This window comes from Actinoplanes sp. TFC3 (assembly GCF_001553785.1).
In the GTDB taxonomy this organism is placed as follows: domain Bacteria; phylum Actinomycetota; class Actinomycetes; order Mycobacteriales; family Micromonosporaceae; genus Actinoplanes.
In genome coordinates, this window is the sequence record NZ_LOJP01000001.1 from 1 (window position 1) to 25,027 (window position 25,027).

The window sequence follows — 25,027 nt, forward strand, 5'->3', positions numbered from 1 at the left end:
CCCGGCGCCCCGCCCGATCCTTGGACCGCCTTTGCCGAGACGCCGGTTGAGCGGGAACCCGGCCGCCTGACCCGAGCGTTACACAGGACCGGACGGGCGCTCAGGCACGAGTACGCCCTCGTCGTCTATGGCTCCTTGATCCTCGCCGCGGCGTTGACCTGGCCTACGTTGCGGTATCCGCTGCACACCGTTCCGCAGGATGTCTGGGATCCGGCTAGGCAGGCTTGGCAGGTGGCCTGGGCCGGGCATGTGCTGCTCACTGAGCCGGCGCGGTTGTGGCAGGCCAACGCCTTCTTCCCTGAGCACTACAGCTTTGCCTTCGGTGACAGTCTGCTCGGGTATGCGCCGGCCGGGATGCTTGGTGGGGGGCCGCTGGCTGCGGTGCTGCGGTACAACCTGCTGTTTGTGCTGGCTCATGCCTTGCTGGCGGTGGGCGGGTATGCGTTGGTTCGCCAACTGGGGGCGGGCCGGACCGGGGCGGTGCTGGGGGCGCTCGCCTTTGCCTATGCGCCATGGCGGTTGGCACAGGAAGGGCATCTGGACATTGTTTCGGCGGGGGGGATTCCGCTGGCTTTGGCGATGTTGGCGCGGGGGCACGGCTATTCGTTGCGGTACGGGTATCGGGCCGGGCGGCGGCGTATTGGATGGGCGGTTGCGGGGTGGGTTGTTGCGACCTGGCAGGTGAGTCTCGGCTTTTCGCTGAGCCTTCCCTTTGCCTATGTGCTGGGCGCGCTGATTGTTGCCGTTGGCATTGCGGTGCTGGTCCAGCGGTTGCGGCGGCGTAGGCAGGGGGCCGTTTTCGGGTGGCGGTTGCTGGTCACCGATTTGCTGGGCGCGCTGATTCTTGCGGGTGTGGGGGCGCTTATCGCGCTTCCCTATTTCCGGGTGCCGGCGACCGGTCCGGCGGCTGAGGAGATTTCCTTCTTCTCTTCCCCGGTACGAAGCCTGCTCATCGGTCCGGCCGAGTCGCGGATCTGGGGGGCGCCGCACGCTGTGGCCCGGGCCTCGCTGGCCTGGCCGGCCGAGATGAGCCTGCTGCCCGGCTTCGTGCTGTACGCGCTCGCGCTGGCCGGTCTGCTCTTCTCGGTCTGGCGGGTGTGGCAGCGGCTGGTGCTGCTGGCCAGCGCGGTGATCAGCGCCATCTTCGCGCTGGGCACGACGTTCTTCGAGGGGCGCTGGACGTACCTCCCGCTCTTCGGTCACCTGCCGGCCTCGTTCGGGGTGCGCATTCCCGGGCGGCTCATGCTGTGGGTGACCTTGTTCCTGGCGATCCTGGCGGCCGGAGCGGTGGCCGAGTTCGTCCGGCGGGCTGAGGGGCTGGCTGCGGCGCGGCGGCAGCCCTGGCCGAGTCCGTGGCTTCGGCTCGCTACGTTCGTACCGCTGCTGCTCGTGCTTCTGGAAAGTTGGAACGCGACCGCTCATCCCGTGGTGCCGGATCAGCCCGCGGCCATGCGCACGGCTCAGGGGCCGATGCTGGTGCTTCCGACAACGGCGCTGGCGGATCAGACGATCATGTTGTGGTCCACCTCGGGCTTCCAGCAGATGGCCAACGGCAGCGGTGGCTTCGCGCCGCAGCGTCAGTCCGAGCTACGCCAGGCGGTGGCTTCATTTCCGGACGCCGCGAGCATTCAGTATCTGCGGGCGCTGGGTGTGGGCACGGTGTTATTGCTGCGGTCCGAGGTGACGGGTACGCCGTGGGAGCGCTCCGGCGACATACCCGTCGACTCGCTGAACATCACCCGACGGGATCTGGATGAGGACTCGGTGCTGTTTCAACTGGGGTAGGACGGCGTTCCAGGCCCAGCCGCTGGCGCAGGTTCACGGTCCACGGCGCGTCCGCGTGGTCGTTGAGCATGCCGCCGTCAGGGTCCTGGTCGTACGAGGTGCGCACGACGTCCAGCTCGGGCCGCCAGATCTCGCGGATCACCAGGCCGCACAGCACCGCCACGGTGATCAGGCGCAGCGTCGACGCGAGCACGAACGTGCCCTCGGGGATGACCGGCTTGCCGCCCGCACCGAGCAGCTCCGCGTAGAACGCCGTGAAGTAGCCGATCTCGGCCACCGACCAGGCGATGATCGCACCCCAGCGCGGCCGGGCCAGCACGATGAGCGGGAGCAGCCACAGCACGTACTGCTGCGACCACACCTTGCTGAAGATGAGGAACGCCGCCACCACGAGGAACGCGATCTGCGACAGCCGGGGCCGGCGCGGGGCGAGCAGGCAGAGCACGCCGATCGCCGCGCAGGCGAGCACGGTCAAGGCGTACGAGAGGTGGTTGAGCGTCGGGATGTGATCGCTGAGCCACTGGAACGGCCCTTGATCACCCGCGGCGCCGCTGTTCCACTTGGAGTCCAGGAAGCGGCCGATGTACCAGAGTGTGCCCCAGTCGACCGGGCGGGTGTCGTTGAGTTCGAAGAAGCGGTTCCAGCTTTCCCGGTACAGCAGGAAGACGGGCAGATTCGTTGCCACCCAGCCGAAGACCGCAGCACCGAGCGCCAGCGCGAACGCCTGCATCCGTTTGGAGCGCAGCGCCAGCACAAAAAGCGGCCCGAGGATGAACAGCGGCCACAGCTTCGCCGCACCGCCCAGGCCGAGCAGCAGCCCCGCGACCAGCGGTTGACGGCGGGCCCAGGCGTAGAGGCCGAACATGGCCAGCCCGATGGCCAGGAAGTCCCAGTTGACAGTCGCCGTGACCAGCAAGATCGGTGACAGCGCAAAGATAGCGGCGTCCCAGGGCCGGCGTCGGCGCAGCGCGAGGATCACCGCCGCCGAGGCCACCGCCAGGATGGACAGGACCAGGGCATTCGCGTTGTAGAACCACTTGCCCTGGTTGATCTCCGGGTATTTCTGACCGAGCGCGTGCACCGGCAAGCCCAGCGCGCCCATGAAGTAGCCGGTGACGACCGGGTATTCGACAGCGTGGTCCTTGTAGGGGACCTTGCCGTCGTTGAGCCCCTCGGCGTAGTAGAGCGCCAGCACGTCGGTGTAGCAGAACCGGGTGTACTGGACGTTCTTCTGCCAGTCACCGTCCTGACAGGGCGACTTCTGCACCCAGCTGAACGCCAGCGTCAGGCAGACCAGCGCGATGATGATGCGCGGCGCGGTCCAGAACCGGCCGCGACGCGCGCCCGGCGGGACGGCGTGACTGCCGACCGGTCCGCCGATCATCTGCGACAGCCCGCGGACGAAGCCGTCCGACTTGGCCGGCTGGTCGGTCCGCTCGGTCTCCGGCGATGGCGCGCTCATGACTTGGCATCATGCCGCATCAACCTTGGCTGCGGTCGTTCAGCTCGGCCAAACCGGCGTGCGAGTCAACGAGAAAGCGCCCGCGAAGATCCGCGGGCGCTGCTCAATGACCAAGGCGGAAAGGCTCAGCCACCCTCGTTCTCGGTGTTGTTCTGCGGCGTGTTCTGGTTGCCGCCGGTGCCGGGGAAGGTGATCCCTCCGTTGCCGTTGTTGTTGCCACCGTTGTTGTTCCCGCCGCCGCCGTCGTTGTTGCCGCCGCCGTTGTTGTTGCCGCCGCCGTTGTTGCCGCCGCCGTTGTTCCCACCGTTGTTCTTGGGCTGGCCGTTCTCGCACTGCTCCGGGAACAGCACGCAAGTCGGGTTCTGGTTCTGCGGCTGGGGGTCTGGCGTCGGCGCCGGGGGCGGGGGCACCTGACCGGTCTGCAACTCGCTGTTGGGGTCGCCGGTCTCCTGGCGCGGCGGAAAGTCCTCTTGTTTGAGGGTCTTTGCCTTGGTGACGGCGTTGATGAAGTCTTCCCAGATCTGCGCGGGGGTACCCGAGCCGAACATGTCGCCGCCGCCCTGCGACTTCGGCTCCTTGAGCTCGAACGGGTTCTGGTTGCTGCCGACCCAGACCGTCGCCGCCAGCTGCGGAATGCCCCCGACGAACCAGGTGTCGCCGGAACCGACGTGGCTGTCCTTGCCGTCGTCCCACTCCCAGGTGCCGGACTTGGCGATCGACTCGCGGCCGTTGCGCAATGTGTTCTTCGCGTGCGCCGGGATCTTGGACATGACGCCCTGCAGGTTGGACATCTGGTCCTCGGGGAAGACCTGCTTGCCGGCCAGCTTTTCGCTCTTGTAGTTGACCAGCTTGCCGGTGTTCTGGTCGATCTTCTTGACGGTCTTGATGAAGTGCACGTCGTGACGCACTCCGCCGTTGACGATCGTGGCGACGCCCTCGGCGTGCTCAAGCGGCGACACCGCGTACTGACCGAAACCCACTTCGTTGTCGAAGCCGGACAGGTCGGCATTGGGCTTGGTCAGGTCGATCATCTTGCCTTCGTTGGTCCACATGTGCTTGATGCCGGCGTCACGCGCGGCCGCAATCACCTTGTCGACACCGATGCCCTGGGTGATCTGGTAGAAGGGGAAGTTGTAGGAGTTGATCGTCGCGGTTTCCAGATCGCAGTACCTGATCTTGCCGTTGCAGACCGCGTTGTCATCGGCGCCCGCGTTGCTGATCGCGTCGCCGTTGGCCTTCTTCTTCTTGCCGTCCCACGTCGTTTTGAAGGAGACGTTTTCCTTCAGCGCCGCGGCCAGCGTGTAGATCTTGAACGTCGAGCCGGGCGACTTGCCGACGCCGCTGAACCCGCTGCCGTCGCCCTTCATGTAGCTCGCGAAGTCGATGCCCTGCGGATTGTCACCGCCGAAGTAGCCGAGGACGCGCCCGGTGCCGGGGTCGATGCCGATGACCGCCGCCTGGTACTTCTTGTCGCGGCCGTTGAGCGGCGACGTCTTGCTGTTGCGGGATCCGGCTGCCTCGGCCGCCTTCTGCACGTCAGGGTCGATCGTGGTGGTGATCGACAGACCGCCGCGCTGGTATTCGTCGTTGGAGATGCCCATGGCGGCCAGCTCGGCCTTGACGTGGCGCATGATCATGCCGACCGGCTTGTCAGCGGCACACGTCTTGCACGAGTCGGTGGTCTTCTTCCGGATGTTCTCCGGGTACTTGCGGGCGTCGAACTCCGCCTGCGAGATCCACTTCATCTCGAGCATGTTCTTCATCGTGTACTCCCACCGGTCCTTGGCGTCGGGGAGGTTCACGTTCGGGTCGAAACCCTTGTGCCCGGTTTTGGAGTCCAGTTCCGGCTGCTTGATGATCGAGGCCAGCACCGCTGCTTCGTACGGCGTGATCGCGTTCTTCTGCCCCGGCGGGGTCAGCACCGACTTGCCGAAGTAACCCTGCGCGGCGGCCTCGATGCCGTAGCGGCCCTCGCCCAGGTAGATGTAGTTGAGGTAGAACCCCATGATCTCGTCTTTGGAGTACTTCGACTCCAGCTTGCGGGCGATCACCGCCTCGCGCAGCTTGCGGTTGTAGCTGATCTCCTTGAGGTCAGCAGCGTGCCGGGCGTACTGCTGCGTGATCGTCGAGGCACCCTGCTGGCTGCCACCCGTGAAGTTGTTCCACGCGGCGCGGACGATGCCCTTCATGTCGATGCCGTTGTGGTCGTAGAAGTTCTTGTCCTCGGCCGCGGCAACGGCGTGCTGCACGTACAGGTTGACGCTCTTGATCGGCACCAGCGTGAGGTCCTCGCCGGTCTTGGCGAGCACCTGGCCCTTGGCGTCGAGGATCTTGTTGGTCTGGTTCTCGGTCTTCGGGGCGGGCAGGTCGACACCGTCGAAGAACCAGGTGCCCACGACCACGCCGCCGCCGGCCAGGATGACCAGGACGGCGGCCGCGGCGGTGAGGATGTTGGCCCGCCGGCGCTTCTTGGCCGCCTTGTTGAGGATCTTGGCCGCGCCGCCGCGCTTGCCGCCGGGCTCGTCGGGACCGAGGCCCGCACCGCCTGCCGCCGGGGACACCGGACGCACGGCCGCGCGCGCAACCGAGGCGCGGCCACCGGACGCAGCCGCCGACCCGACCGAGGCTCGACCGCCGACGGCTGCACGGCCACCCACGGAGCCTGTGCCTGCGCCCACTGAGGCCCGGCCCGGAGCCACGGAGGCGCGTCCGCCCGCTGCCGCCGATCCGACCGACGCCGACCCCACCGAGGCGGCACCACGCGGCACGGATCCGCTCACGCTCGCGCGGCCACCGGCGGGGCGCCGGTACGCGTCGGGCGCGGGACGATCGTCGTAGCCGGACGGATCGTCGTCAGGCGTGGAAGCAGCGGACGGCCCGGGCACGCTGGCCCGGGCACGCGCAGACTGCGAATCGCCGTACGAGTTCATTCGGTTACACCTACCGGTCGCGGTGGCACGCCTGCGGAACCCTGGAGGGGTTCGGTGGGGCATCGCCACGGACGGACGTTGTGGGCTGCATCCGCGCAGCCGCCCTGTCGGATGTCAAGAATGACCGATTGCGGCGCTGGATGCCCGTGTCGGTCCGGATCGAGTCAACGTTAGCGACGTTGAGGGCGATCACTGTCTGCCCTCCCGGCGATGTGACGACGATCCTGTCTCGCGGTGGCGGCCCGAGGCGGACGCAGCGACTGCAGCCGCGCCCTTGTCCAGTTCGTCGGCAGTGAGCGCGTCCCGGCCGAGCAGGTATTGCTCGATCAGATGGTTCCACGCGCAGGATTGGCACACCTCGACCACGAAGACTTGAAACTCACGCAGCGTCATTGCCAGGACCGGCAGCTCCGCGAGCTTGCGAGCCTGGCCGGCGGACTGTTTGAGCTCGTCGCCGTAGATGTAGTGCACCAGAGTCAGGTTGTCGCGGCGGCAGATCGGACAACGCTCGTCCGTCGGCTCGCCGTGGAACCTAGCTGCGTTTTTCAGGTACGGCGAAGCATCGCAGACCTCAAGAGTCCCGATCTTGCCGTTGTGCACGTCACGCAGCAGCGCTCGCTTCTGAAGCGAGTAGTCGACGACCTGCCGCTGCGTGCGCATGGCGACGAGAGTACGCGGTCCGCTCGCGAAGGGCGACCGCCATCACGCAGCGTGGCGTGGCGACCGCACCGCATCACGATCTTGCTCTTTTCGGGAGACCCGGTCTACGGTGAAGATGTATCGGCCCGATACATCGCGAACAAGGGAGGGACCGGATGCTTGAGATGGCCATCCTTGGTCTGCTCCAAGAAGCGCCGATGCACGGGTACGAGCTGCGTAAGGAACTAGCCGCCAAGCTCGGCACCCTGCGCGCCGCGATCAGCTACGGCACCCTCTATCCGACCCTCAAGCGGCTGAACACCGCGGGTTGGATCAGCGAACAGGCCGCCAGCACCAGCATCGTGCCCCCGATGACCAGCAAAAGGGGCCGCATTGTTTACAAGATCACTGCCGAAGGCAAGGAGCGCTTCGCCGATCTGCTCGCCCAGGCGGGCCCCGAGACGTACGACGATGCGGGCTTCGGTGTGCATTTCACCTTCTTCTCGCGCACCGACCGGGCGACCCGTCTGCGCATCCTCGAGGGCCGCCGGCGTCGCATCGAGGAACGCCGGGAAGGCCTGCGCGACATGATGGCGCGCGCCGGGGACCGGCTCGACGCGTACACCCTCGAACTGCAGCGCCATGGCCTGGACGCCTGTGAACGCGAGGTCCGCTGGCTGGAGGAGCTCATCACCAACGAGCGCTCCGGCCGCAGTCCTGACAGAAACAACCCCTCTTCCGCCGCCGGCCCGGCAGTGGAAACACCCCCCGTAACACCGGCTCCGCACTTGGACCGGCCGTGATGAACAAGGAGGCAAACGCGATGGGTTCCGTCCGCGTCGCCATCGTCGGTGTGGGTAACTGCGCCTCGTCCCTCGTGCAGGGCGTGGAGTACTACCGCAACGCCGACCCCAACGACCGCGTCCCGGGTCTCATGCACGTGACCTTCGGCGACTACCACATCTCGGACGTGGAGTTCGTCGCGGCGTTCGATGTGGACGCCAAGAAGGTCGGCATGGACCTCGCCGAGGCGATCAATGCCAGTGAGAACAACACCATCAAGCTGACCGACGTGCCGCCGACCGGCGTCAGCGTCCAGCGTGGACCGACCTTCGACGGGCTCGGCACCTACTACCGCGAGATGATCGAGGAGTCGTCGGCCGAGGTCGTCGACGTGGCGCAGGCCCTGCGTGACGCGCAGGTCGACGTCGTCGTCGCGTACCTGCCGGTCGGCTCGGAAGAGGCCGACAAGTTCTACGCGCAGGCCGCGATCGACGCCGGTTGCGCGTTCGTCAACGCGCTGCCCGTCTTCATCGCTTCCGACCCGGTCTGGGCGAAGAAGTTCGAGGACGCGGGCCTGCCGATCGTCGGCGACGACATCAAGAGCCAGGTCGGTGCGACGATCGTGCACCGCGCGCTGGCCAAGCTGTTCGAAGACCGGGGCGTCGAGCTGCTGCGTACGTACCAGCTGAACTTCGGCGGCAACATGGACTTCATGAACATGCTGGAGCGCAAGCGCCTGGTCTCGAAGAAGATCTCGAAGACCCAGTCGGTGACCAGCCAGATCCCGCACGAGATGGTCAAGAGCGACGTGCACATCGGCCCGTCGGACCACGTGCCGTGGCTCGACGACCGCAAGTGGGCCTACATCCGGCTCGAGGGCCGCAGCTTCGGCGACACCCCGCTGAACGCCGAACTCAAGCTCGAGGTGTGGGACTCCCCGAACTCGGCCGGCGTGATCATCGACGCCGTGCGCGCCGCGAAGATCGCCAAGGACCGCGGCATCGGCGGCCCGATCCTGTCCGCGAGCTCATACTTCATGAAGAGCCCGCCGGTGCAGTACAACGACCACGACGCCAAGGCGGCCGTCGAGGACTTCATCAAGGGCGACATCGAGCGCTGAGCCGAGTAGCACCGACGAGGCCCGGATCGCAGTGCGGTCCGGGCCTCGGTCATGACAAGCCCCAGCTCTGGGCCAGGCTGACGCGAGCTTCGAGTTCCAGCAGGATCCGCTTGCGTTCCAGCCCACCGCCGAAGCCGACCATCTTGCCGCCCGCCCCGACCACGCGGTGACAGGGCACGAGCACCGGCACCGGGTTGCGGTTGCAGGCAGTACCGACTGCCCGAGCCGCTCCGGGCTCACCGAGCGCGGTGGCGATAGCACCATAAGTGCGCATTTCGCCGTACGGAATCAGCGCGATCTGCTCCCACACCGCCCGCTCGAACGCCGAGCCGCCCCGCACGTCGACCGGCACCGTGAAATCTGTCACCGTCCCGGTGAAGTAGCCGGCCAGCTCGGCGACCACCGGATGATCGTGCGAACTCGTCGGAAGAGCCGCACCGAAGCGCACGCCAACCACGGTGTCCCCGTCCAGTTCCACGCCCAGCGGCCCAATCGGGGCGTCGACCACCAACCTCATGACGTGATGCAAGCATCCGGGCCACGCCGGCGTCTACAAGGATGGAGGTGGCCGGGCGACGCAGCTCGACAACTACCGCCTCAGCGCCGGACCGGCCTAGTGGTAGGCGCTTATGAAATGTGGCCTTGCTCACGGGCCCACCGCAGCAATTCGATCTCGGCCTCGTCCCGCGGCAGCGGCCCGCGGTCCAGGCGCAGCTCCTTCAGGAAGCGCCACGCCTGGCCCACGATCGGGCCGGGCGGCACGCCGAGCAGCTCCATGATCGCGTTGCCGTCGAGGTCAGGGCGGACCCGGGCCAGGTCTTCCTCGGCCTCGAGCCGCGCAATCCGCTCTTCGAGCGCGTCGTAGTCAGCCGCCAGCGCAGCCGCCTTGCGCTTGTTGCGGGTCGTGCAGTCCGAGCGGGTGAGCTTGTGCAGCCGGGACAGCAGGGGACCGGCGTCGGTCACGTAGCGGCGCACCGCCGAGTCCGTCCACTCGCCGCGGCCGTACCCGTAGAAACGCAGGTGCAAGGCGACCAGCTGGACCACCTCGGTGGTCACGTCCTTGGGGTATTTCATGGCCTTCATGCGCTGCTTGGTCAGGCGCGCGCCGACGACCTCGTGGTGATGGAAGCTGACCCGGCCGTCGCGGCCCACCGCCTTGGTGGCCGGCTTGCCGACGTCGTGCATCAGCGCGGCCATGCGCAGGATTAAGTCGGGGCCGGTGTCGCCTTCGAGGCGAACGGCGTTGGAGACCACGATCAGGGTGTGCTCGTAGACGTCCTTGTGCTGGGCGTGCTCGTCGATCTCCAGCTTGAGACCGGACAGCTCAGGCAGGAAGCGGTCGGCCAGTCCGGTGTCGACCAGCAGGCGCAGGCCACCGATGGGGTCGGCGCCGCAGAGCAGCTTGGTGAACTCGTCGCGGATCCGCTCGGCGGTGATCCGGTCCAGGTCGGTGGCCATCGCCTTGATCGCCGTGAGCACCGTAGGATCCACTGTGAACTGGAGTTTCGCCGCAAACCGGGCGGCCCGCAGCATCCGAAGTGGATCATCGCCGAACGACTCCTCGGGCCGCGACGGCGTACGAAGGATCTTCTGCGCCAGGTCCTCGAGGCCGCCGTGCGGGTCGGTGAACACGTGCCCCGGCAGGCTGACGGCCATCGCGTTGATCGTGAAGTCGCGGCGGCGCAGGTCATCGAGCAGGTTGTCGCCGTACTCCACCGTCGGGTTGCGCGTGACGCCGTCGTACGACTCGGCCCGGTAGGTGGTGATCTCGAGCCGCAGCCCGTTCTTCTGCACGCCGATGGTGCCGAACTCGCGCCCGGTCTCCCAGATCGCGTCGGCCCACCCCTTGACCAGCGCGAGCGTCTGCTCCGGGCGAGCGTCGGTGCAGAAGTCGAGGTCGTCGCCGAGCCGGCCGAGCAAGGCGTCACGCACCGAGCCGCCGACCAGGTGCAGCTCATGGCCGGCGGCACCGAAACGGCGCCCCAGCTCGTCGGCGACGGGGGAGACCCGCAACAGCTCCTGGACGGCGTTGCGCTGGGCCGAGTTCAACACAGACATGGGACTACCAGGGTATCGGTCGTGGCAGTCCCCGAGCGCAGCGGGCAGGATAGACGTCGTGCCCGTACCCGAGGCGCTGCGACGCCTCAGCGAAGAACCGGATTTTTGGTCCTTGCTGCGGGCGGAGGGCGGCGCGATCCCCGATCCCGAGCAGGCCGAACTCAGGGTCTCGCTGCCGGTTACCGGCGGCTATGGCCTGGTGCTCGACATCGGCTTGACCACCGGTGAGCAGGCGCTGGGCCTGCGCGAACCCGCGACGAGCGAGCCGGTGCAGCTGGGCTGGGTCGCGCCGGGCCGCCCGTTTCCGGCCGCGCTGCGCTGGGACGAACTCGATCTGTTCGCCCGGGTGATTGCCCTGGAGGATCCCACCCTGCCGCATCCGGGCCTGGTCGTGGCGCTGCTCGGGCCGTTCGCTCCGACCACCGCCGAGGATGACGAGGGCACGGTCGAGGCGGTGCGTGAGGCCGCTTACCGATCCTTGCGCCGCGAGGTTCCGCCGCCTGCGCCATCGGGCCCCGAACAGGCCCCGCTGCCGTTGTTCACGGGCGACACGTGGTGGCCGAAGCCGCCGCAGCCCTCACCGCAAGTGCTCGACGAGGCCGCGATCGCGGCGTACACCTCACCCTCCGTGCCGCGCCTGCAGGTCCGTGACAGCTCCCGCTTTCCCCAAGAAGGGCTGTTCGACCTGGTACGGCGGGCATCGCGCCGGCTCTCCCAAGTGCCTGAGGAGAAGGTGTACGACCAAAGCCGCCCGCTCGCCCGCCAGATCGCCGCCACCGGTGACCTACGCACGGTCAACCACCTGCTCAACGTGCTGACCGAGGCCGGCTGCGACCATCCGACAGTGCTCGATGCGCTCAGCGAGCCCCTGGTCCCGCTCGAAGCGTGCTGGATGGTCGAGACGCTGGCCGGCGCCGTACCGGGCACCCTCGTGCGCCGACACGTCTGAAGCACCCGGTAGCTAGGGTGGCGTCTGTGTTGGGGTACCTGGGGAGGTCTTGGTGAGCGGCGGCATCTACCGCAGCGTGAACGCCGTGCCCGGCGACGAGCCGGACCGACCCGATGAGGGCACGTTCTTCGTCGCTGTCGACAGCACCGCCACGCTGCCCACCGCGGCGTCCGATCAGCCGTTGCCACCCGAAGTGATTCCGCCCACACCGGCAGGAACCGTGTACGGGCGCCCCGCCGTTGCCGAGGATGTGGAAGAGCAACCCGCGGTCAAGCGCAGCACGCTCGGCAACAGCGCCGTCATGGCGGCTGGCAGCCTGGTCAGCCGGATCATCGGCTTCGTGCGCAACATGCTCATCGGCATGACGCTGGGCAAGGCGATCGGCGACCCGTACACCAGCGCCACGTTCCTGCCCAACCAGATCTACGAGCTGCTGCTGGGCGGGGTGCTGACCAGCGTGCTCATCCCGCTGCTGGTCCGTAAGCGCAAGGCCGAGCCGGACGGCGGGCAGCTTTTCACCCAGCGGCTGCTGACGCTGGCTGTGGTCTCCCTCGGCGCCGCCGCGTTGATCGTGACCGTGCTGGCTCCGGTGATCACCGTGATCCAGGCGGACGACAAAGCCGGCCCGGCCTACCGGGACCTGGTCACCTCGCTGTCCTACTGGATCCTGCCGATGATCTTCTTCACCGGCCTGTCCGCGCTGATCGGCGCCGTGCTCAACGTCCGCGGTCACTTCGCCGCGCCAATGTGGGCCCCGATCCTCAACAACCTGGTCGTCATCGCCACCTGCGGCGCCTTCGTGCTGTTCTACGGCACCGCGTCGGGCCTCAAGCCGGGCGACATGTCCCCCGGCGAGATCGCGCTCATCGGTGGCGGCACCCTGCTGGGCATGATCGTGCAGGCCATCGGCTTGGTGCCGGCGTTGCGCAAGGTCGGCTTCAGCTGGAGCTGGCAGTGGAACCCGCGCGCCCTTGGCCTCAACGAAGTCGGCCCGCTGGCCGGCTGGATGCTGCTGTGGGTGGCCGCCAACCAGATCGCGGTCTCGGTGCTCGCCCGGATGCTCAGCGGCGTCGGTGGCGGCGACGAGAACGCCGGCCTGCTCGCGTTCAACAACGTCTTCCTGCTGACGATGATGGCGCACGGCATCATCGGCGTCTCGGTCATGACCGCGTTGCTGCCCAAGATGAGCGCGGCCGCGGACGAGGGCCGGTTCGCCGACGTGAGCGCCGACCTCAGCCGGGGCATTCGGCTCACCACCACCGCCCTGGCCCCGATCTGCGTGATCTACGGAGTGCTCGGCGTACCGATCGCGGTGACGCTCTTCCAGGGTGGTGCGCTCAAGTACGACCAGGCGTTCGCCACCGGCAATGTGCTGATCATCGCGGCATTCGCCGTCATCCCGCTGTCCATCAGCTACCTTTGCAACTACGCGTTCTACGCGCTGCAGGGCAACAAGACGGTCGCGTTGATCAACTTGCCGGTTGTGGCCGTACGGATCGCCGGCTATTTCTTCGTCGCTGAGGTCATGTCCAAGTCGCTGACCGCGGCGGGGATGACGGCGGCCAACGCGGTCTCGTACCTGTTATCGGCGGTCATCTCGCTCTCCCTGCTGCGCCGCCGGATCGGCCGGCTCAACCTCGGCTCGGTCGGCCGCGCCCTGATCCGGGTGATCATTGCCGCCGCGACAGCCGCGGTGGCCGGCCTGCTGGTGGTCAAAATCCTGCCCGGCGGCGACACGCCCGGCCGCATTCCGGCGCTTTTGCAGGTAATTGTCGGCGGCGGGGTGATCGTTACGAGCTACCTCGTGGCCGCTACGCTGCTGAAGGTCCAGGAAGTCAGTCAGGTCGTCGGCATGGTGCGTCGCAAACTTGGTCGCTGATGTGACGCATCTCTTCACTACCTGCGCTGAACAGTTGATTCTTAGTCTCCGAGCGGCCTAAACGGTGCTGGCGGGCGGCCTCGGACGAGTGCCGCGCCCAGGGATGACCTGTAGGACCTTGGCCCCGTACGGGTAAGGTCGGGGGCGACACGAGCGGACTCACCGAGGGAGGACGGGTGACCCAGGTCGGCGAAGGCCACGAGACCGCGGCCGACGAGGCCGGACCGGTCATGACCTTCGGTGCGCCCACCGTCGGCGAGATCCTGGCCGAGCGGTACCAGCTCGAGGAGCACGTCAACAACGACAGTGCTGGCCGGCAGGTCTGGCGGGGCATCGATGTCATTCTCCGGCGGCCCGTCGCGGTCGTGCTGCGGCACCCTGGCGGCGACTCCGCCACCGAGATGCTGCAGGCGGCGGTCGACGCGAGCCGCGTGATCCACTCCAACCTGGTCGGCGTCTACGACGCGATCGACGAGGGGGAGCGCGCCTACGTGGTGCGCGAGTGGGTCGACGGCGAGTCCCTGCGCGAGCTGGTGACCCAGGAGGGACCACTCGACCCGCGCCGCGCCACCGCCATCGCCCACGCGCTGGCCGACGCGCTGGCCGCAGTGCACGCAACCGGGATGGTGCACGGCAATGTCCATCCCGGAACGACGCTCATCGGCGACGACGGCCGCGTGGTCTTGGCCGACGCCCGAGCCGACTCCGCCGACAGCGCCGAGATGGACGTCCGCTCGGTTGGCGGCATCCTCTACTACGCGCTGACCGGCCACTGGCCGCACGCCGAGATCGCCGCGTCCGCCCTGCCCGACGCCACCCGCGACAACACCGGCGCGGTCACCACCCCCCGTCAGGTGCGCGCCGGCGTCCCGGCCTATCTCGACGACCTGACGATGGACCTGCTCGACAAGCGCGTTGCCGCCCCGGAAGCCGAGGCCCTGACCGCCGAGCTGTCCCGCCTCGACTCCTCCGCCGACGACGACTACGAAGAAGTCGGCCCGCTGCGCTTCACCCAGGGCACCTCGGCGGAACCGGTCCGCAGCACCCGCAAAATCGTGATCGGCGTGGCGGCCCTCGCCGTGATCGCCATCCTCGGCCTGGTCTTCGGCATCCGCGCCATCAGCGACTCCGGGGGCGACCAGAACCCCAGCACCACGCAGGCCAACTCGGCTCCGCAAAACGGTGGTGGCAACGGCTCGACGCAGGGTTCTGACCCGAACAGCGGGGGCGACACCGCCACTACAGCGCCGAAGAAGATCCCGCTGACGGCCGACATGGTACGCATCGTGGACCCGCCCGAAGGCAGCCGGCAGGACGGCCCGGAGGCGAAGAACGTCGTGGATAACGACAAGGACACCGTCTGGAAGACCCAGGGCTTCAACGAGGCGAAGTTCTACAACAAGCCGGGCATGGGCTTGCTGATCAACCTGGGCGCTCCGCACACGATCTCCGAGGTACGCGTCGAGACGACGTCCCCGGGGATCGGGATGGACATCCGGACCGGCACCAGCGACCCGGGCGACAGCTCTTCCGGGGACGCGAAGGTTGCCAAGGACTTCAAGAAGCTCGGCGACGGCGACACCGAGAAGACCGACGGCACCAACACGCTCTTCAACGTGTTCGACGCGCAGACCAAGTACCAGTACATCCTGGTGTGGGTCACCGAACTGCCCCTCGACAACGACGGCAAGTACCGCATGGAGATGTCCAGCGTCGAGGTCTACGGCAACTGATCAGTTGCGTTCCGCGCTGGGCGGGGCGGGACGTAGCTGTATCTGCTCGGCTAGATTGCACGCGTGACCACTGGCGGCGACAGCAGCGGCGCGGGCCCGGAGCCCAGCGACGCCGAGCTGCTGCGGGCACACGTCGACGGCGACACCCAGGCGTTCAACGAGCTGGTCCGGCGGCATCGGGATCGGCTCTGGGCGGTGGCGCTGCGGACCATCGGGGATCGCGAAGAGGCGGCTGACGCCGTACAGGATGCTCTGCTTTCGGCTCATCGCGCGGCCGCTCGTTTTCGCGGGGAGTCCGCGGTCACCACGTGGTTGCACCGGATTGTGGTGAATTCCTGCCTTGACCGCATCCGGCGCCGGCAGGCTCATCCAACCGTGCCCCTGCCCGATGGCAGCCACACCGCCGGTGGTGGTCCGGAACCGGCGGCACCGGTCCAAGACCATGACACCGCTTTGGTGGTACGGGCGGCGCTGGCCAATCTTCCCGCTGAGCAGCGAGCCGCGTTGGTCCTGGTGGACGTGCAGGGTTATGCCGTTGTCGAGGCCGCGGAGATTCTCGGGGTGGCCGAAGGCACCATCAAGAGCCGGTGTGCGCGGGGAAGGGCCCGGCTCGCCCTGGCGTTGAAGCACCTGAAGGACGGCTCGGAGCCCGGGAACCCCAGCGCGGGCGGGCGCGTCTCATCCGGGTCGAGTGCGACCGGGCCGGTTCCTGGCCCGGGTGACAGAGGGGAACGGCCGTGACCGGGGCAGAGTTCAGCGGGGTCGACATCGACCTGCTGGCCGACTTCGTCGGCGGCGCGCTGGACGGCACCCCGGACGAGGTTCTCGTTGCCCGTCGCATTGCCGATGATCCGGCCTGGCAGGAGGCCTTCGTCGAGCTGTCCGCCGGGTCCGGCGCGGTCTCCACCGCCCTCAAGGCCTGGGGACGCGAGCCCGAGCCGATGCCCGCCGATGTGGCCGAGCGGGTCGAAGCCGCGCTGGCCGCCCCACCGCCGCCCCGCCTCGTCGCCGTCCCCAACGACCCGCCGGTCACCAGCACCGGCAATCGGCCGGTCAGCAGCGACGGTGACCGACCGGTTGTCAGCCGCCGGTCGAAGCGGGTACGCCGGTTGAAGTGGGCTGCTCCGCTCGGTGTGGCGGCCGCAGCTCTGGCGTTCCTCGGCTTCGGCCCGGACCTCGGTTCGTCGGACTCCTCCGGCGACTCCCTGTCAAGTGCTGCCTCGGTGCCCGAGGCGGCGACGCTGGCGGCCCTGCCCGCGCAGACCGAGAGCGGCATCGACTACACCCGGCAGACCCTTGATCAGGCGGTGTCGCGCACGCTGCTCGGCTCCAAGGACGCGCGCGCCTACGGGGAGGGTTCCCCCGACGTCGCGACCAGCAAGGCGAGCACCACCGAGGGGGCGCTGGGCCGGCTCCGGCTGGTCGAGGCGCTGCATGCCTGCATCGAAGCCATCAACGCCGAAAGCGGGGCCGCGCCGATCACCGTGCAGACCGTCGATTACGCCCGGTTCCAGGGCTCTCCGGCGCTGATTGTGCACTTCAGCGCGACCTCCGGGGCCTGGGTCTGGGCGGTGGGACCGGAGTGCGGCACACCCGGGACGGGCAGCGGTGCGCTGGCTTCCGTACAGGTAGGCTGAACGGATATTTCATCGTTGTGAGGCCGCCCACCTATGCTGCGGCCCACAAGCCGTGCCGCACGGGAATGTTGCTCTTCTACCATGGCGTTCTAGCGTGCGATGTCGCCGGATCACGGCGAACCAGACTGAGGAGTCGGCAGTGGACGAGGTCCGCAATCTGATCATCATCGGCTCGGGGCCGTCCGGTTACACCGCGGCGCTGTACGCGGCTCGCGCGAATCTGAAGCCGCTGGTCATCGAGGGCGTCCAGTCCGGTGGTGCGCTGATGACCACGACCGAGGTCGAGAACTTCCCTGGGCACCGCGACGGGATCATGGGTCCCGAGCTGATGGACAACATGCGCGCGCAGGCCGAGAAGTTCGGCGCCGAGTTCATTACCGATGACGTCACCCGCGTCGAGCTCGGCGACAAGCCGACCGAGGCCGGCACCGAAGGCCTCAAGACTGTCTGGGTGGGCGAGAAGGAATACTTCGCCCGCGCGGTGATCCTGTCCACCGGTTCCGCGTGGCGGCCGCTGGGCATCCCCGGCGAGCAGGAGCTGCTGGGCCACGGCGTCTCGTCGTGTGCCACCTGTGACGGCTTCTTCTTCCGCAACCAGCACATCATCGTGGTCGGCGGTGGCGACTCCGCGATGGAAGAGGCCACCTTCCTGACCCGCTTCGCCGAGACCGTGACGATCGTGCACCGCCGCGACTCGTTCCGGGCGAGCAAGGTCATGCAGCTTCGCGCGCTGAACAACGAGAAGATCAAGGTCGAGTGGGACTCCGCCGTCGAGGAGATCCTCGGCGAGGACGGCAAGGTCTCCGGCGCGCGGATCAAGAACCTCAAGACCGGCGAGACCAAGGTGCTCGACGTGACCGGCGTGTTCGTCGCGATCGGCCACGACCCGCGCAGCGAGCTCTTCAAGGGCCAGGTCGAGCTGGACGATGAGGGCTACGTCAAGGTCGACGCCCCGAGCACCCGCACCAACGTGCCCGGCGTGTTCGCCGCGGGTGACCTGGTCGACCACACCTACCGTCAAGCCATCACGGCGTCGGGCACCGGCTGTTCCGCCGCCCTGGACGCCGAGCGCTTCATCGCCTCGTTCGTCGAACTCTAAAGCTGTAGGAACACCGGCAGAGCAGTCCAACCAGGAGGTCCTAGTGGGAGCAACCAAGGCCGTCACCGACGCCACCTTTACGAGTGACGTGCTGCAGTCCGACAAGGTGGTCCTTGTCGACTTCTGGGCCGAATGGTGCGCGCCGTGCAAGAAGGTCGACCCGCTGCTCGCCGAGATCGCCAAGGAAATGGGCGACAAGGTGGAGATCGTCAAGCTCAACATCGATGAGAACCCGGAGACCGCCCGCGCCTACCGGGTGATGTCCGTGCCGACGCTGACCCTGTTCAAGGGCGGCGAGCCGGTCAACTCCGTGGCCGGCGCCAAGCCCAAGGGTGCCCTGGTGAACTTCATCGAGTCGGCCCTGTAAGCAGCTTCACGCAACGCCTCGCATCCGCACGGGTGCGAGGCGTTGTCCTTTGCGGCGCTAAAGCCGTGCTTCCCACCACGGAGTACGCTCCCGTGAGTTGCCCCTGGTACGTCCCCCTCAGTTCTTAGGAGCCGCGCGTGCGATCGATCCGACGTGGAGACACCGGTCCGGCCGTCGAGGAGATCCGGTCGATCCTGGTGGATCTGGAGCTGCTGGCCGATGGCGGGACCGACTTCGACGACGCCACCGAGACCGCGGTCCGCGCGTTCCAGCAGAGCCGCGGCCTCGGCGTGGACGGGCTGGTCGGCACGGAGACCTGGTCGGCGCTGGACGGCGCCCGCTGGAAGCTCGGCGCTCGCACGCTGTTCCACTCGGTGCCCACCTTCCTGGTCGGCGAGGACGTGCGCACGCTGCAGGAGCGGCTGCTCGAGATGGGCTTTGACACCGGGCGGGCGGACGGCATCTACGGCCCGCGCACGGCTCGCGCGGTCGCCCAGTTCCAGCGCGAGGTGGGCCTCATCCCGGACGGCTCATGCGGCCCGAACACGATGAAGGCGCTGCGCCGGCTCGGCCGCAAGGTGGTCGGCGGCCGCCCCAACTGGCTGCGCGAGGCCGAGGCGTTCCGCCAGTCCGGCTCCAGCCTGGTCGGCAAGACGATTGTGATCGACCCGGGTCACGGCGGCGCCGACGACCTGGGCGTGGTCGTACCCGACGGGCAGCTGCGGTGGACCGAGGCGGACCTGGTGTTCGACATCGCCACCCGGCTTGAGGGCCGGCTCGCCGCGGCCGGGATGCGCGTGCACCTGACCCGCGGCCCGGCTCCTGCCCAGCCGTCGATGACCGGGCAGGAGCGCGCTGCGCTGGCCAACAGCCTCGGCGCCGACCTGCTCATCTCGCTGCACCTGGACGGCCAGGAGACCCCGGCCGCCGATGGTGTGGCGACCTACCACTACGGCACCGGCAACGGGCTCACCTCGACAGTGGGGGAGCGGCTGGCCAACCTGGTGCAGCGCGAAGTCGTCGTGCGCACGGGCATGCGGGACTGCCGGATCCACGCCAAGACGTGGGAGTTGTTGCGGCTGACGCGCATGCCCGCCGTACGGGTGGATCTCGGTTATCTGTCGTCGCCCGTGGACCGCGAGCGGCTGGTGGATCCACTGTTCCGCGAGCAGATCGTCGAGGCCGTCCTGGCCGCCGTCCAGCGCATGTACTTCCCGGTGGAGGCCGATGTGCCCACGGGTTCGATCGACGTGCGCCAGCTGCGTCTGGCGCTTGCGTCTCGCAACGCCTGACGGCGGCTAGCTCTCCGTTGACGTCGTTGCTGTGACCGGGCGCACCGGTCGCAGCAACGTCTCCGGGCTCATCGAGCCGAGCAGCTTCTCCAACGCGTATTCGACGTCGGACTTCCAGGACAGGGCGGTGCGCAGCTCCAGCCGCAGGCGGGGATAACGCGGGTGCGGCCGGACTGTCTTGAAGCCGACCGACAGGAAGAAGTCGACAGGCGCGACGCAGCCTTCCTCGCCCTCGCCGGCCTCGCCGAACTTCTGGTCGCCGAACGCCTCGATGGCCTTGATGCCGCGCTTGGTCAGGTCGCGGGCCACGCCCTGCACGAGCATCCGGCCCAGCCCGCCACCGGCGAACGCCGGCACCACATGCGCGATCATCAGCAGAGCGGCATCGGCGCTGACCGGTGAGGTGGGGAACGCCATGGACCGCGGCACGTAGGCCGGCGGTGCGAACATGACGAACCCGGCCGGCATGCCGTCGACGTAGGCCAGCTTGCCGCAGGAACCCCACTCCAGCAGGGTCTGCGAGACCCAGGCCTCCTTCTCCAAACCCGGGTCGCCGGAGGCGCAGGCGCGCTCGGCGGATACCGGATCGAGCTCCCAGTAGACGCACCCGCGGCAGGGCCGGGGCAGGTCCTCGAGGGTGTCGAGGGTCAGGTTGACCAGGCGTCGCGACATCGGCGGGCCCCTTGAGAAGGTGTGGATTTTCGCAGTGGATCCTACGCCGCAATCGCCGTGAACGGCAGCGGATCGGACTCGGCCGGGTGTCCCGCTCGGTGGTCAACCCCGTTGGCACATGGTCGGACGCGTCTAGCATGGACCCCACTTGTGACCAGCCGCATCGAGGGGTGAAGCCGCATGACCGGCACGACTCAAGACGATTACACCGACCGCTACGCGCGGCGCGTACGGGGGATGACCACCTCCGAGATCCGCGCCCTGTTCGCCGTGGCCAGCCGTCCCGAGGTGGTGTCGCTGGCCGGCGGCCAGCCCTACATCGCTGCGCTGCCGCTGGACGCGGTGGGCGAGATGATGAACAAGGTCGGGGCCGACCTGGGCACCACGAGCCTGCAGTACGGCATCGGCCAGGGCACCATCGAGCTTCGCGAGCACATCTGTCAGGTCATGGAGCTGTCCGGCATCACCGGTGCGTCGCCGGATGACGTGGTGGTGACCGTCGGCGGTCAGCAGGCGCTCGACCTGGTGGCACGGCTGTTCCTGGACCCGGGTGACGTGGTGCTCGCCGAGGGGCCGACCTACGTCGGCGCACTCGGCGTGTTCCAAGCTGCCCAGGCACAGGTCCGGCACGTGGCAATGGACGCGGACGGCCTGATCCCGGCAGCACTCGAGGAGGCCATCGTGGCCACCGGGGGCCGGGCGAAGTTCCTGTACACGATTCCGACGTACCAGAACCCGGCCGGTGTCACGCTGACCGAGGAACGCCGCGAGCAGGTGCTCGACATCTGCGAGCGGCACGGGCTGCTGGTGGTCGAGGACGATCCGTACGGCATGCTCAGCTTCGAAGGGGAGACCCCGCGTCCGCTGCGGGCCCGGCGCCGGGAAGGCGTGTTCTACCTGAGCACCTTCTCCAAGACGTTTGCGCCGGGGCTGCGGGTCGGCTGGATTCTGGCCCCTCATGCCGTACGCGAGAAGCTGGTCATGGCTTCCGAGGCGAACATCCTGTGCCCGAGCGCGTTCGCGCAGTCCGCCGTGACGCAATATCTGGCGACGATGCCGTGGCGGGAGCAGCTGAAAACGTATCGGGAAATCTATCGGGACCGGCGCGACGCCATGCTTGATGCTCTGCGCGACCTCATGCCCGCAGGCACCACCTGGACCCGTCCCAACGGTGGCCTGTTCGTCTGGGCGACCATTCCTGATGGCTTGGACTCCAAGGCCATGATGCCGCGCGCGATCGCCGCCAGGGTTGCCTATGTGCCCGGCACCGGGTTCTATGCCGACGGCACCGGCACGAGCAACATGCGGCTCAACTTCTCCTTCCCGCCGCCCGACCGCATCCGCGAAGGCATCCGCAGGCTCGCCGGCGTGATGGAGCAGGAACTAGCCCTGCGCGCGGTCTTCGGCCCAACCACCCCCCAGCGCCGTCGTGGTCCGGCCGCCGCGGACACCCCCGGCCCCGACTTGGCATGATCAATTCCATGGGTACGTCCACAGAGCCACACATCCTCGTCCTGGCCGGCGGCCTCTCCTACGAACGCGACGTATCCCTGCGCTCCGGCCGCCGCGTCCTGGACGCCTTACGCGCCACCGGCCTGTCCGCAGAACTTCGGGACGCCGACGTCGCCCTGCTGCCCACGCTTCAGGAGGACCCCCCAGACGCGGTGGTCATCGCCCTGCACGGTGCAACCGGGGAGGATGGCTCGCTGCGCGGCGTGCTCGACCTCTGCGGCATCCCCTACGTCGGCTCCCCAGCCGCGGCAGCCCGCCTCGCTTGGGACAAGCCGTCAGCCAAGTCCAGACTGAGGGAAGAGGGAATCCTCACACCAGACTGGGTAGCCCTGCCCCACGATCGATTCTCCGAGCTCGGGGCTGTGGCAGTGCTGGCCCGCATCGAGGAGCGCCTCGGCTTGCCGCTGATGGTCAAGCCGGCTCAAGGCGGCTCAGGGCTAGGTGCATCGGTGGTCCGCGAGTCCACCGCGTTGTCGGCCGCCATGGTCAGCTGCTTCGCCTACGACTCCACGGCCCTGGTGGAAAAGTACGTGACCGGGACGTCCGTGGCAGTGTCGGTACTCGACCTGGGGGAGGGCCCGTTCACCCTCCCGGCCGTAGAGATCGTGCCGCGCAACGGGGTGTACGACTACGCGGCCCGGTACACGGCCGGCCTGACAACGTGGCATACCCCGGCGCGACTGCCGGCAGCGATTGCTTCGGCTGTGGCTGGGCGGGCGCTGGGTGCGTACCGGGCGCTGGGGTTGAAGGATCTGGCCCGGGTCGACCTGATCGTGGACGCGGAGGGGGAGCCGCACGTGCTCGGGGTGAATGTATCGCCGGGGATGACTGAGACTTCGCTGCTGCCTTTGGCTGTTCAGGCCGGGGGGTTGGAGTTCGGGAAGGTGCTGGGGGAATTGGTTCGGCTGGCCGTGGAGCGGGGGGCCTGGTAGGAGGTTGCGCTCGGCTGGGGCTGTTTGAAGCGTGAGCTGGGTGGCCTTGGAACGGCGGATCGGGGCTTTGCTGCGTCTTGCCGTGGGACCGGCTTCTGCTGTGGGGCTCGCTGTTGCCTTTGTGCACTTCACGACCAGGTGAACGTCGGCCTGTGGACTTCGCTCGCGCGATCGCCGCCTGGCTTGCGTCCGACCTCGCCAGTCGCCGGCTGCCGCGTTCCGTGCCACAGCTTTGACGCCAATGCAGTCCCCGCGGCTCCGCGGCTCCAGTCCCCGCGTTCATGGGTTCCGCGGTTTCTCCGTCGCAGGCTTGCGCGTCACTACAGTCTTAGCTTGTAGCGTCCTCAGGGCTGGGACCTTGGGTGTCCTCGCGGACATGCGTAGTCGGCCCGCTAGCGGCTGTTGAATGTTTCTCGCCGGGATGAGCAGTCGCCCTGCTCCTGAGGTCGTGAGTGTCTTCGTCGTTCGCCGCCGTCGCGGCTTCCTCAGCCGACGCCGTTGTCGCCTCGGGGGTTTCTGAGGGTTCCGGCGCATCGGCGGGTTCAGGGCGCTGGCTTGCTGAGGCGTACACCGAGCCCCAACCGCTTACAGCTTCGTTGTTCTCCCGGCTGCTGTCGACGACGTCCTTGATGGCGTCGGGACCTGCGTGATGGACGGCTACTGTCGCTGGCAAGCCGGTTGCTGAGGAGCTGGCCGAAGTCGCGGGGTCGTCCATGGCCGCCGAGGCGGCAGGAGCTCCTCGGGTATCGGCGGGTGATGGGCCAGCGGGGGCTGGCGGGTTGATGTCGAAGGTCGCCGGGGATTCCCATTGGATATGGGCTGGCTCGGCGATTGCTCGGCCGCCGAACCCTGCTAACCAGGCGGCCACGAGGGCTAGGTTGTCGAGCCACTGCTCTTCGGGGATGACGGGGAGGATGTCGTCCCACAGGGAGAGGAACGTTCCGCGCAGTTGGAGCTGGCCTTGAGGGCGGGCGAGGAACCACATGTGGAGGTGGGCTGAGCCGTCGCCCCACCGGTTCACATGGACCCTGGCGACACCGTCGAGGGAACGGATGGCGCGCTCTAGTCGTACCGTCATAACTCCCAGCTCTGCCGCCAGAAGATTGGGCAAATCTCCAAGATCGAGATGCGAGCGGCACTCAAGGATCAGGACGATCGGCAGGCCAGTCGGACGGTCCAAGCCGCGGACCCGCCACCGTTCGCTGACCCAGATGTACGAGTCATCGGGCGTGTTGCAGGCGACACAGTCGGCGGGGTCCTCACCACTGCGAGCCGGCTCGACATCCACGGGCGGGTGAAGGGGCTTGACGCGCATGTCGCCTTCGAACGGGAAGGACGGCCAGCGGGTGAAGTCGGGAAGTGGATGCGTTTCGTCGAGCACGACGCTGACCCTAGTGCAGGTAGACGGCCATGTCGTGGGTCAATTTTCCGCCTGTGGACAACTAGCTAATCGTCAAGCAAGACCGGACGTGATCACCGCGGGTAGGTGCCCACCCACAGTCCAAAGTTATCCACAGAAGTTATCCACAGGTGCCGCCGTTTCACGTGAAACACGACGTCGCAGCGCTGCGCACCCTGTGGATACTGCCGTGCACAACTCTGGTCCATTGGCCCTGTTTCACGTGAAACGGCGGGCAGACCGTCGTCAACAAGCGTTGCGCACAGGTTGTGGATAGTGCTTCTCACCAATGCCTTGGCGCTTAGTGCCCGCCACTTTCGTAGATGAAGACCTTGCTCGTAGCTCGTGAGAGATGCTCACTTACTCGTTGCGTGCCCAAGATTGCTTAGCAGCGTTCGTTGCTCCTACTGCTAGGTCGATGGCAGGTAAGCGTACGAGCTGCTACCGCAATTAGGTTCGAGGTGATGCTACGGCGGTTCCCATGCTTAGTCCCGCTACAGCTTCAGCTAAGGCATCTGGATGGCCTAGCGGCATGCAATGGGCGGGCTACGTAGGCAGTGGTCTCAAAGACGTAAGTCGGGGGAGTTTGGCGTTCAGGCTGGGACGGCTAGGTGGGGGGAGAGGCTAATCAGCTATGCCGGCGGTATGGGCGCCGCGTTGGTGCCGACTTCCGGCCACCAGCCCGGATGGACTCTGATCCGGGTTGGCGCTCTCTTCACAAGGTGACACCTTCGTCAGCCCTGGGACGTCCGCCCGCGGTCATCGCTGCTCTAGGGTGG

General features: G+C 67.7%; 20 protein-coding genes. 13 read left to right on the forward strand and 7 right to left on the reverse strand.

What is annotated here, in order from left to right:
* Positions 1-1,785, forward strand: a 1,785-nt coding sequence (locus tag TFC3_RS00005; protein ID WP_082771776.1) for a hypothetical protein, incomplete at its 5' end; no start/stop codon positions are given.
* On the opposite strand, the gene TFC3_RS00010 is transcribed toward TFC3_RS00005, so the two are convergent.
* The 3 genes from TFC3_RS00010 to TFC3_RS00020 all read right to left on the reverse strand — a co-directional run bounded on the left by TFC3_RS00010 (position 1,736) and on the right by TFC3_RS00020 (position 6,837).
* Positions 1,736-3,247 carry a glycosyltransferase family 87 protein gene (locus TFC3_RS00010; RefSeq protein ID WP_067493817.1) on the reverse strand — a complete coding sequence of 504 codons (1,512 nt, stop codon included), beginning with the start codon at positions 3,245-3,247 and terminating at the stop codon, positions 1,736-1,738. The two genes, TFC3_RS00005 and TFC3_RS00010, sit on opposite strands and share 50 nt — an antisense overlap.
* Positions 3,248-3,372: 125 nt before the next feature.
* Complete coding sequence (locus TFC3_RS00015) at positions 3,373-5,808, reverse strand: transglycosylase domain-containing protein (protein WP_067505600.1); 2,436 nt, start codon at positions 5,806-5,808, stop codon at positions 3,373-3,375.
* A 558-nt stretch (positions 5,809-6,366) separates the two neighbouring features.
* Positions 6,367-6,837, reverse strand: a complete 471-nt coding sequence (locus tag TFC3_RS00020) for a DUF5318 domain-containing protein (protein WP_067493820.1) — start codon at positions 6,835-6,837, stop codon at positions 6,367-6,369.
* A gap of 155 nt (positions 6,838-6,992) precedes the next feature.
* Here TFC3_RS00020 and TFC3_RS00025 point away from each other — a divergent pair, with 155 nt between their 5' ends.
* Both TFC3_RS00025 and TFC3_RS00030 read left to right on the forward strand, forming a co-directional pair.
* Positions 6,993-7,619 (forward strand): PadR family transcriptional regulator, encoded by a 627-nt coding sequence (locus tag TFC3_RS00025; protein ID WP_067493823.1) that lies wholly within the window; start codon positions 6,993-6,995, stop codon positions 7,617-7,619.
* 20 nt (positions 7,620-7,639) lie between these two features.
* Positions 7,640-8,719 carry an inositol-3-phosphate synthase gene (locus TFC3_RS00030; RefSeq protein WP_067493826.1) on the forward strand — a complete coding sequence of 360 codons (1,080 nt, stop codon included), beginning with the start codon at positions 7,640-7,642 and terminating at the stop codon, positions 8,717-8,719.
* Between the two features lie 49 nt (positions 8,720-8,768).
* Here TFC3_RS00030 and TFC3_RS00035 read toward each other — a convergent pair whose 3' ends face one another.
* A complete protein-coding gene (locus TFC3_RS00035) occupies positions 8,769-9,236 on the reverse strand; it encodes a methylated-DNA--[protein]-cysteine S-methyltransferase (protein ID WP_067493828.1) in 468 nt (155 codons plus the stop codon).
* Positions 9,237-9,346: 110 nt separating this feature from the next.
* Positions 9,347-10,777: a CCA tRNA nucleotidyltransferase gene (locus TFC3_RS00040; RefSeq protein ID WP_067493837.1), complete on the reverse strand. Its 1,431-nt coding sequence runs from the start codon at positions 10,775-10,777 to the stop codon at positions 9,347-9,349.
* Between the two features lie 58 nt (positions 10,778-10,835).
* Here TFC3_RS00040 and TFC3_RS00045 point away from each other — a divergent pair, with 58 nt between their 5' ends.
* The 8 genes from TFC3_RS00045 (at position 10,836) to TFC3_RS00080 (ending at position 19,733) form a co-directional block, all read left to right on the forward strand.
* Positions 10,836-11,726 carry a hypothetical protein gene (locus TFC3_RS00045; protein ID WP_082771777.1) on the forward strand — a complete coding sequence of 297 codons (891 nt, stop codon included), beginning with the start codon at positions 10,836-10,838 and terminating at the stop codon, positions 11,724-11,726.
* A 52-nt stretch (positions 11,727-11,778) separates the two neighbouring features.
* Positions 11,779-13,605 carry a murein biosynthesis integral membrane protein MurJ gene (murJ, locus tag TFC3_RS00050; RefSeq protein ID WP_067493845.1) on the forward strand — a complete coding sequence of 609 codons (1,827 nt, stop codon included), beginning with the start codon at positions 11,779-11,781 and terminating at the stop codon, positions 13,603-13,605.
* Positions 13,606-13,781: 176 nt separating this feature from the next.
* On the forward strand, positions 13,782-15,338 hold the full coding sequence (locus TFC3_RS00055) for a protein kinase family protein (RefSeq protein ID WP_067493848.1): 1,557 nt from the start codon (positions 13,782-13,784) through the stop codon (positions 15,336-15,338).
* Positions 15,339-15,401: 63 nt separating this feature from the next.
* Positions 15,402-16,079 carry an RNA polymerase sigma factor SigM gene (sigM, locus tag TFC3_RS00060; RefSeq protein ID WP_067493851.1) on the forward strand — a complete coding sequence of 226 codons (678 nt, stop codon included), beginning with the start codon at positions 15,402-15,404 and terminating at the stop codon, positions 16,077-16,079.
* Positions 16,076-16,975 carry a hypothetical protein gene (locus TFC3_RS00065; protein WP_067493853.1) on the forward strand — a complete coding sequence of 300 codons (900 nt, stop codon included), beginning with the start codon at positions 16,076-16,078 and terminating at the stop codon, positions 16,973-16,975. The genes sigM and TFC3_RS00065 overlap by 4 nt, the downstream gene beginning before the upstream one ends.
* Positions 16,976-17,114: 139 nt before the next feature.
* Positions 17,115-18,074, forward strand: coding sequence for a thioredoxin-disulfide reductase (trxB, locus tag TFC3_RS00070; protein ID WP_067493856.1), 960 nt, complete (start codon positions 17,115-17,117; stop codon positions 18,072-18,074).
* A 43-nt stretch (positions 18,075-18,117) separates the two neighbouring features.
* On the forward strand, positions 18,118-18,441 hold the full coding sequence (trxA, locus tag TFC3_RS00075; protein WP_067493858.1) for a thioredoxin: 324 nt from the start codon (positions 18,118-18,120) through the stop codon (positions 18,439-18,441).
* Between the two features lie 137 nt (positions 18,442-18,578).
* Entirely contained in the window at positions 18,579-19,733 is a 1,155-nt protein-coding gene (locus TFC3_RS00080; protein ID WP_067493860.1) for an N-acetylmuramoyl-L-alanine amidase, read from the forward strand.
* A gap of 6 nt (positions 19,734-19,739) precedes the next feature.
* On the opposite strand, the gene TFC3_RS00085 is transcribed toward TFC3_RS00080, so the two are convergent.
* Positions 19,740-20,405, reverse strand: coding sequence for a GNAT family N-acetyltransferase (locus TFC3_RS00085; RefSeq protein ID WP_067493863.1), 666 nt, complete (start codon positions 20,403-20,405; stop codon positions 19,740-19,742).
* 180 nt (positions 20,406-20,585) lie between these two features.
* Between TFC3_RS00085 and TFC3_RS00090 the strand changes: the two genes are divergently transcribed.
* Together TFC3_RS00090 and TFC3_RS00095 are read left to right on the forward strand one after the other, a co-directional pair.
* Positions 20,586-21,878, forward strand: coding sequence for a PLP-dependent aminotransferase family protein (locus TFC3_RS00090; RefSeq protein WP_067493865.1), 1,293 nt, complete (start codon positions 20,586-20,588; stop codon positions 21,876-21,878).
* Positions 21,875-22,849: a D-alanine--D-alanine ligase gene (locus TFC3_RS00095; protein ID WP_369819551.1), complete on the forward strand. Its 975-nt coding sequence runs from the start codon at positions 21,875-21,877 to the stop codon at positions 22,847-22,849. Before TFC3_RS00090 ends, TFC3_RS00095 begins: the two co-directional genes overlap by 4 nt.
* Positions 22,850-23,177: 328 nt before the next feature.
* Here the strand turns inward: TFC3_RS00095 and TFC3_RS35155 are convergent, their stop codons facing one another.
* Positions 23,178-24,230, reverse strand: a complete 1,053-nt coding sequence (locus TFC3_RS35155) for a hypothetical protein (protein ID WP_082771778.1) — start codon at positions 24,228-24,230, stop codon at positions 23,178-23,180.
* Positions 24,231-25,027: the final 797 nt, after the last annotated feature.

Bases quoted from the DNA above. Each gene is read 5' to 3' on its own strand.
- TFC3_RS00010 (WP_067493817.1), bottom strand. From the start codon at position 3,247: ATGAGCGCGCCATCGCCGGAGACCGAGCGGACCGACCAGCCGGCCAAG.
- TFC3_RS00020 (WP_067493820.1), bottom strand. From the start codon at position 6,837: ATGCGCACGCAGCGGCAGGTCGTCGACTACTCGCTTCAGAAGCGAGCG.
- TFC3_RS00025 (WP_067493823.1), top strand. From the start codon at position 6,993: ATGCTTGAGATGGCCATCCTTGGTCTGCTCCAAGAAGCGCCGATGCAC.
- TFC3_RS00030 (WP_067493826.1), top strand. From the start codon at position 7,640: ATGGGTTCCGTCCGCGTCGCCATCGTCGGTGTGGGTAACTGCGCCTCG.
- TFC3_RS00035 (WP_067493828.1), bottom strand. From the start codon at position 9,236: ATGAGGTTGGTGGTCGACGCCCCGATTGGGCCGCTGGGCGTGGAACTG.
- TFC3_RS00040 (WP_067493837.1), bottom strand. From the start codon at position 10,777: ATGTCTGTGTTGAACTCGGCCCAGCGCAACGCCGTCCAGGAGCTGTTG.
- TFC3_RS00085 (WP_067493863.1), bottom strand. From the start codon at position 20,405: ATGTCGCGACGCCTGGTCAACCTGACCCTCGACACCCTCGAGGACCTG.
- TFC3_RS00090 (WP_067493865.1), top strand. From the start codon at position 20,586: ATGACCGGCACGACTCAAGACGATTACACCGACCGCTACGCGCGGCGC.
- TFC3_RS00095 (WP_369819551.1), top strand. From the start codon at position 21,875: ATGATCAATTCCATGGGTACGTCCACAGAGCCACACATCCTCGTCCTG.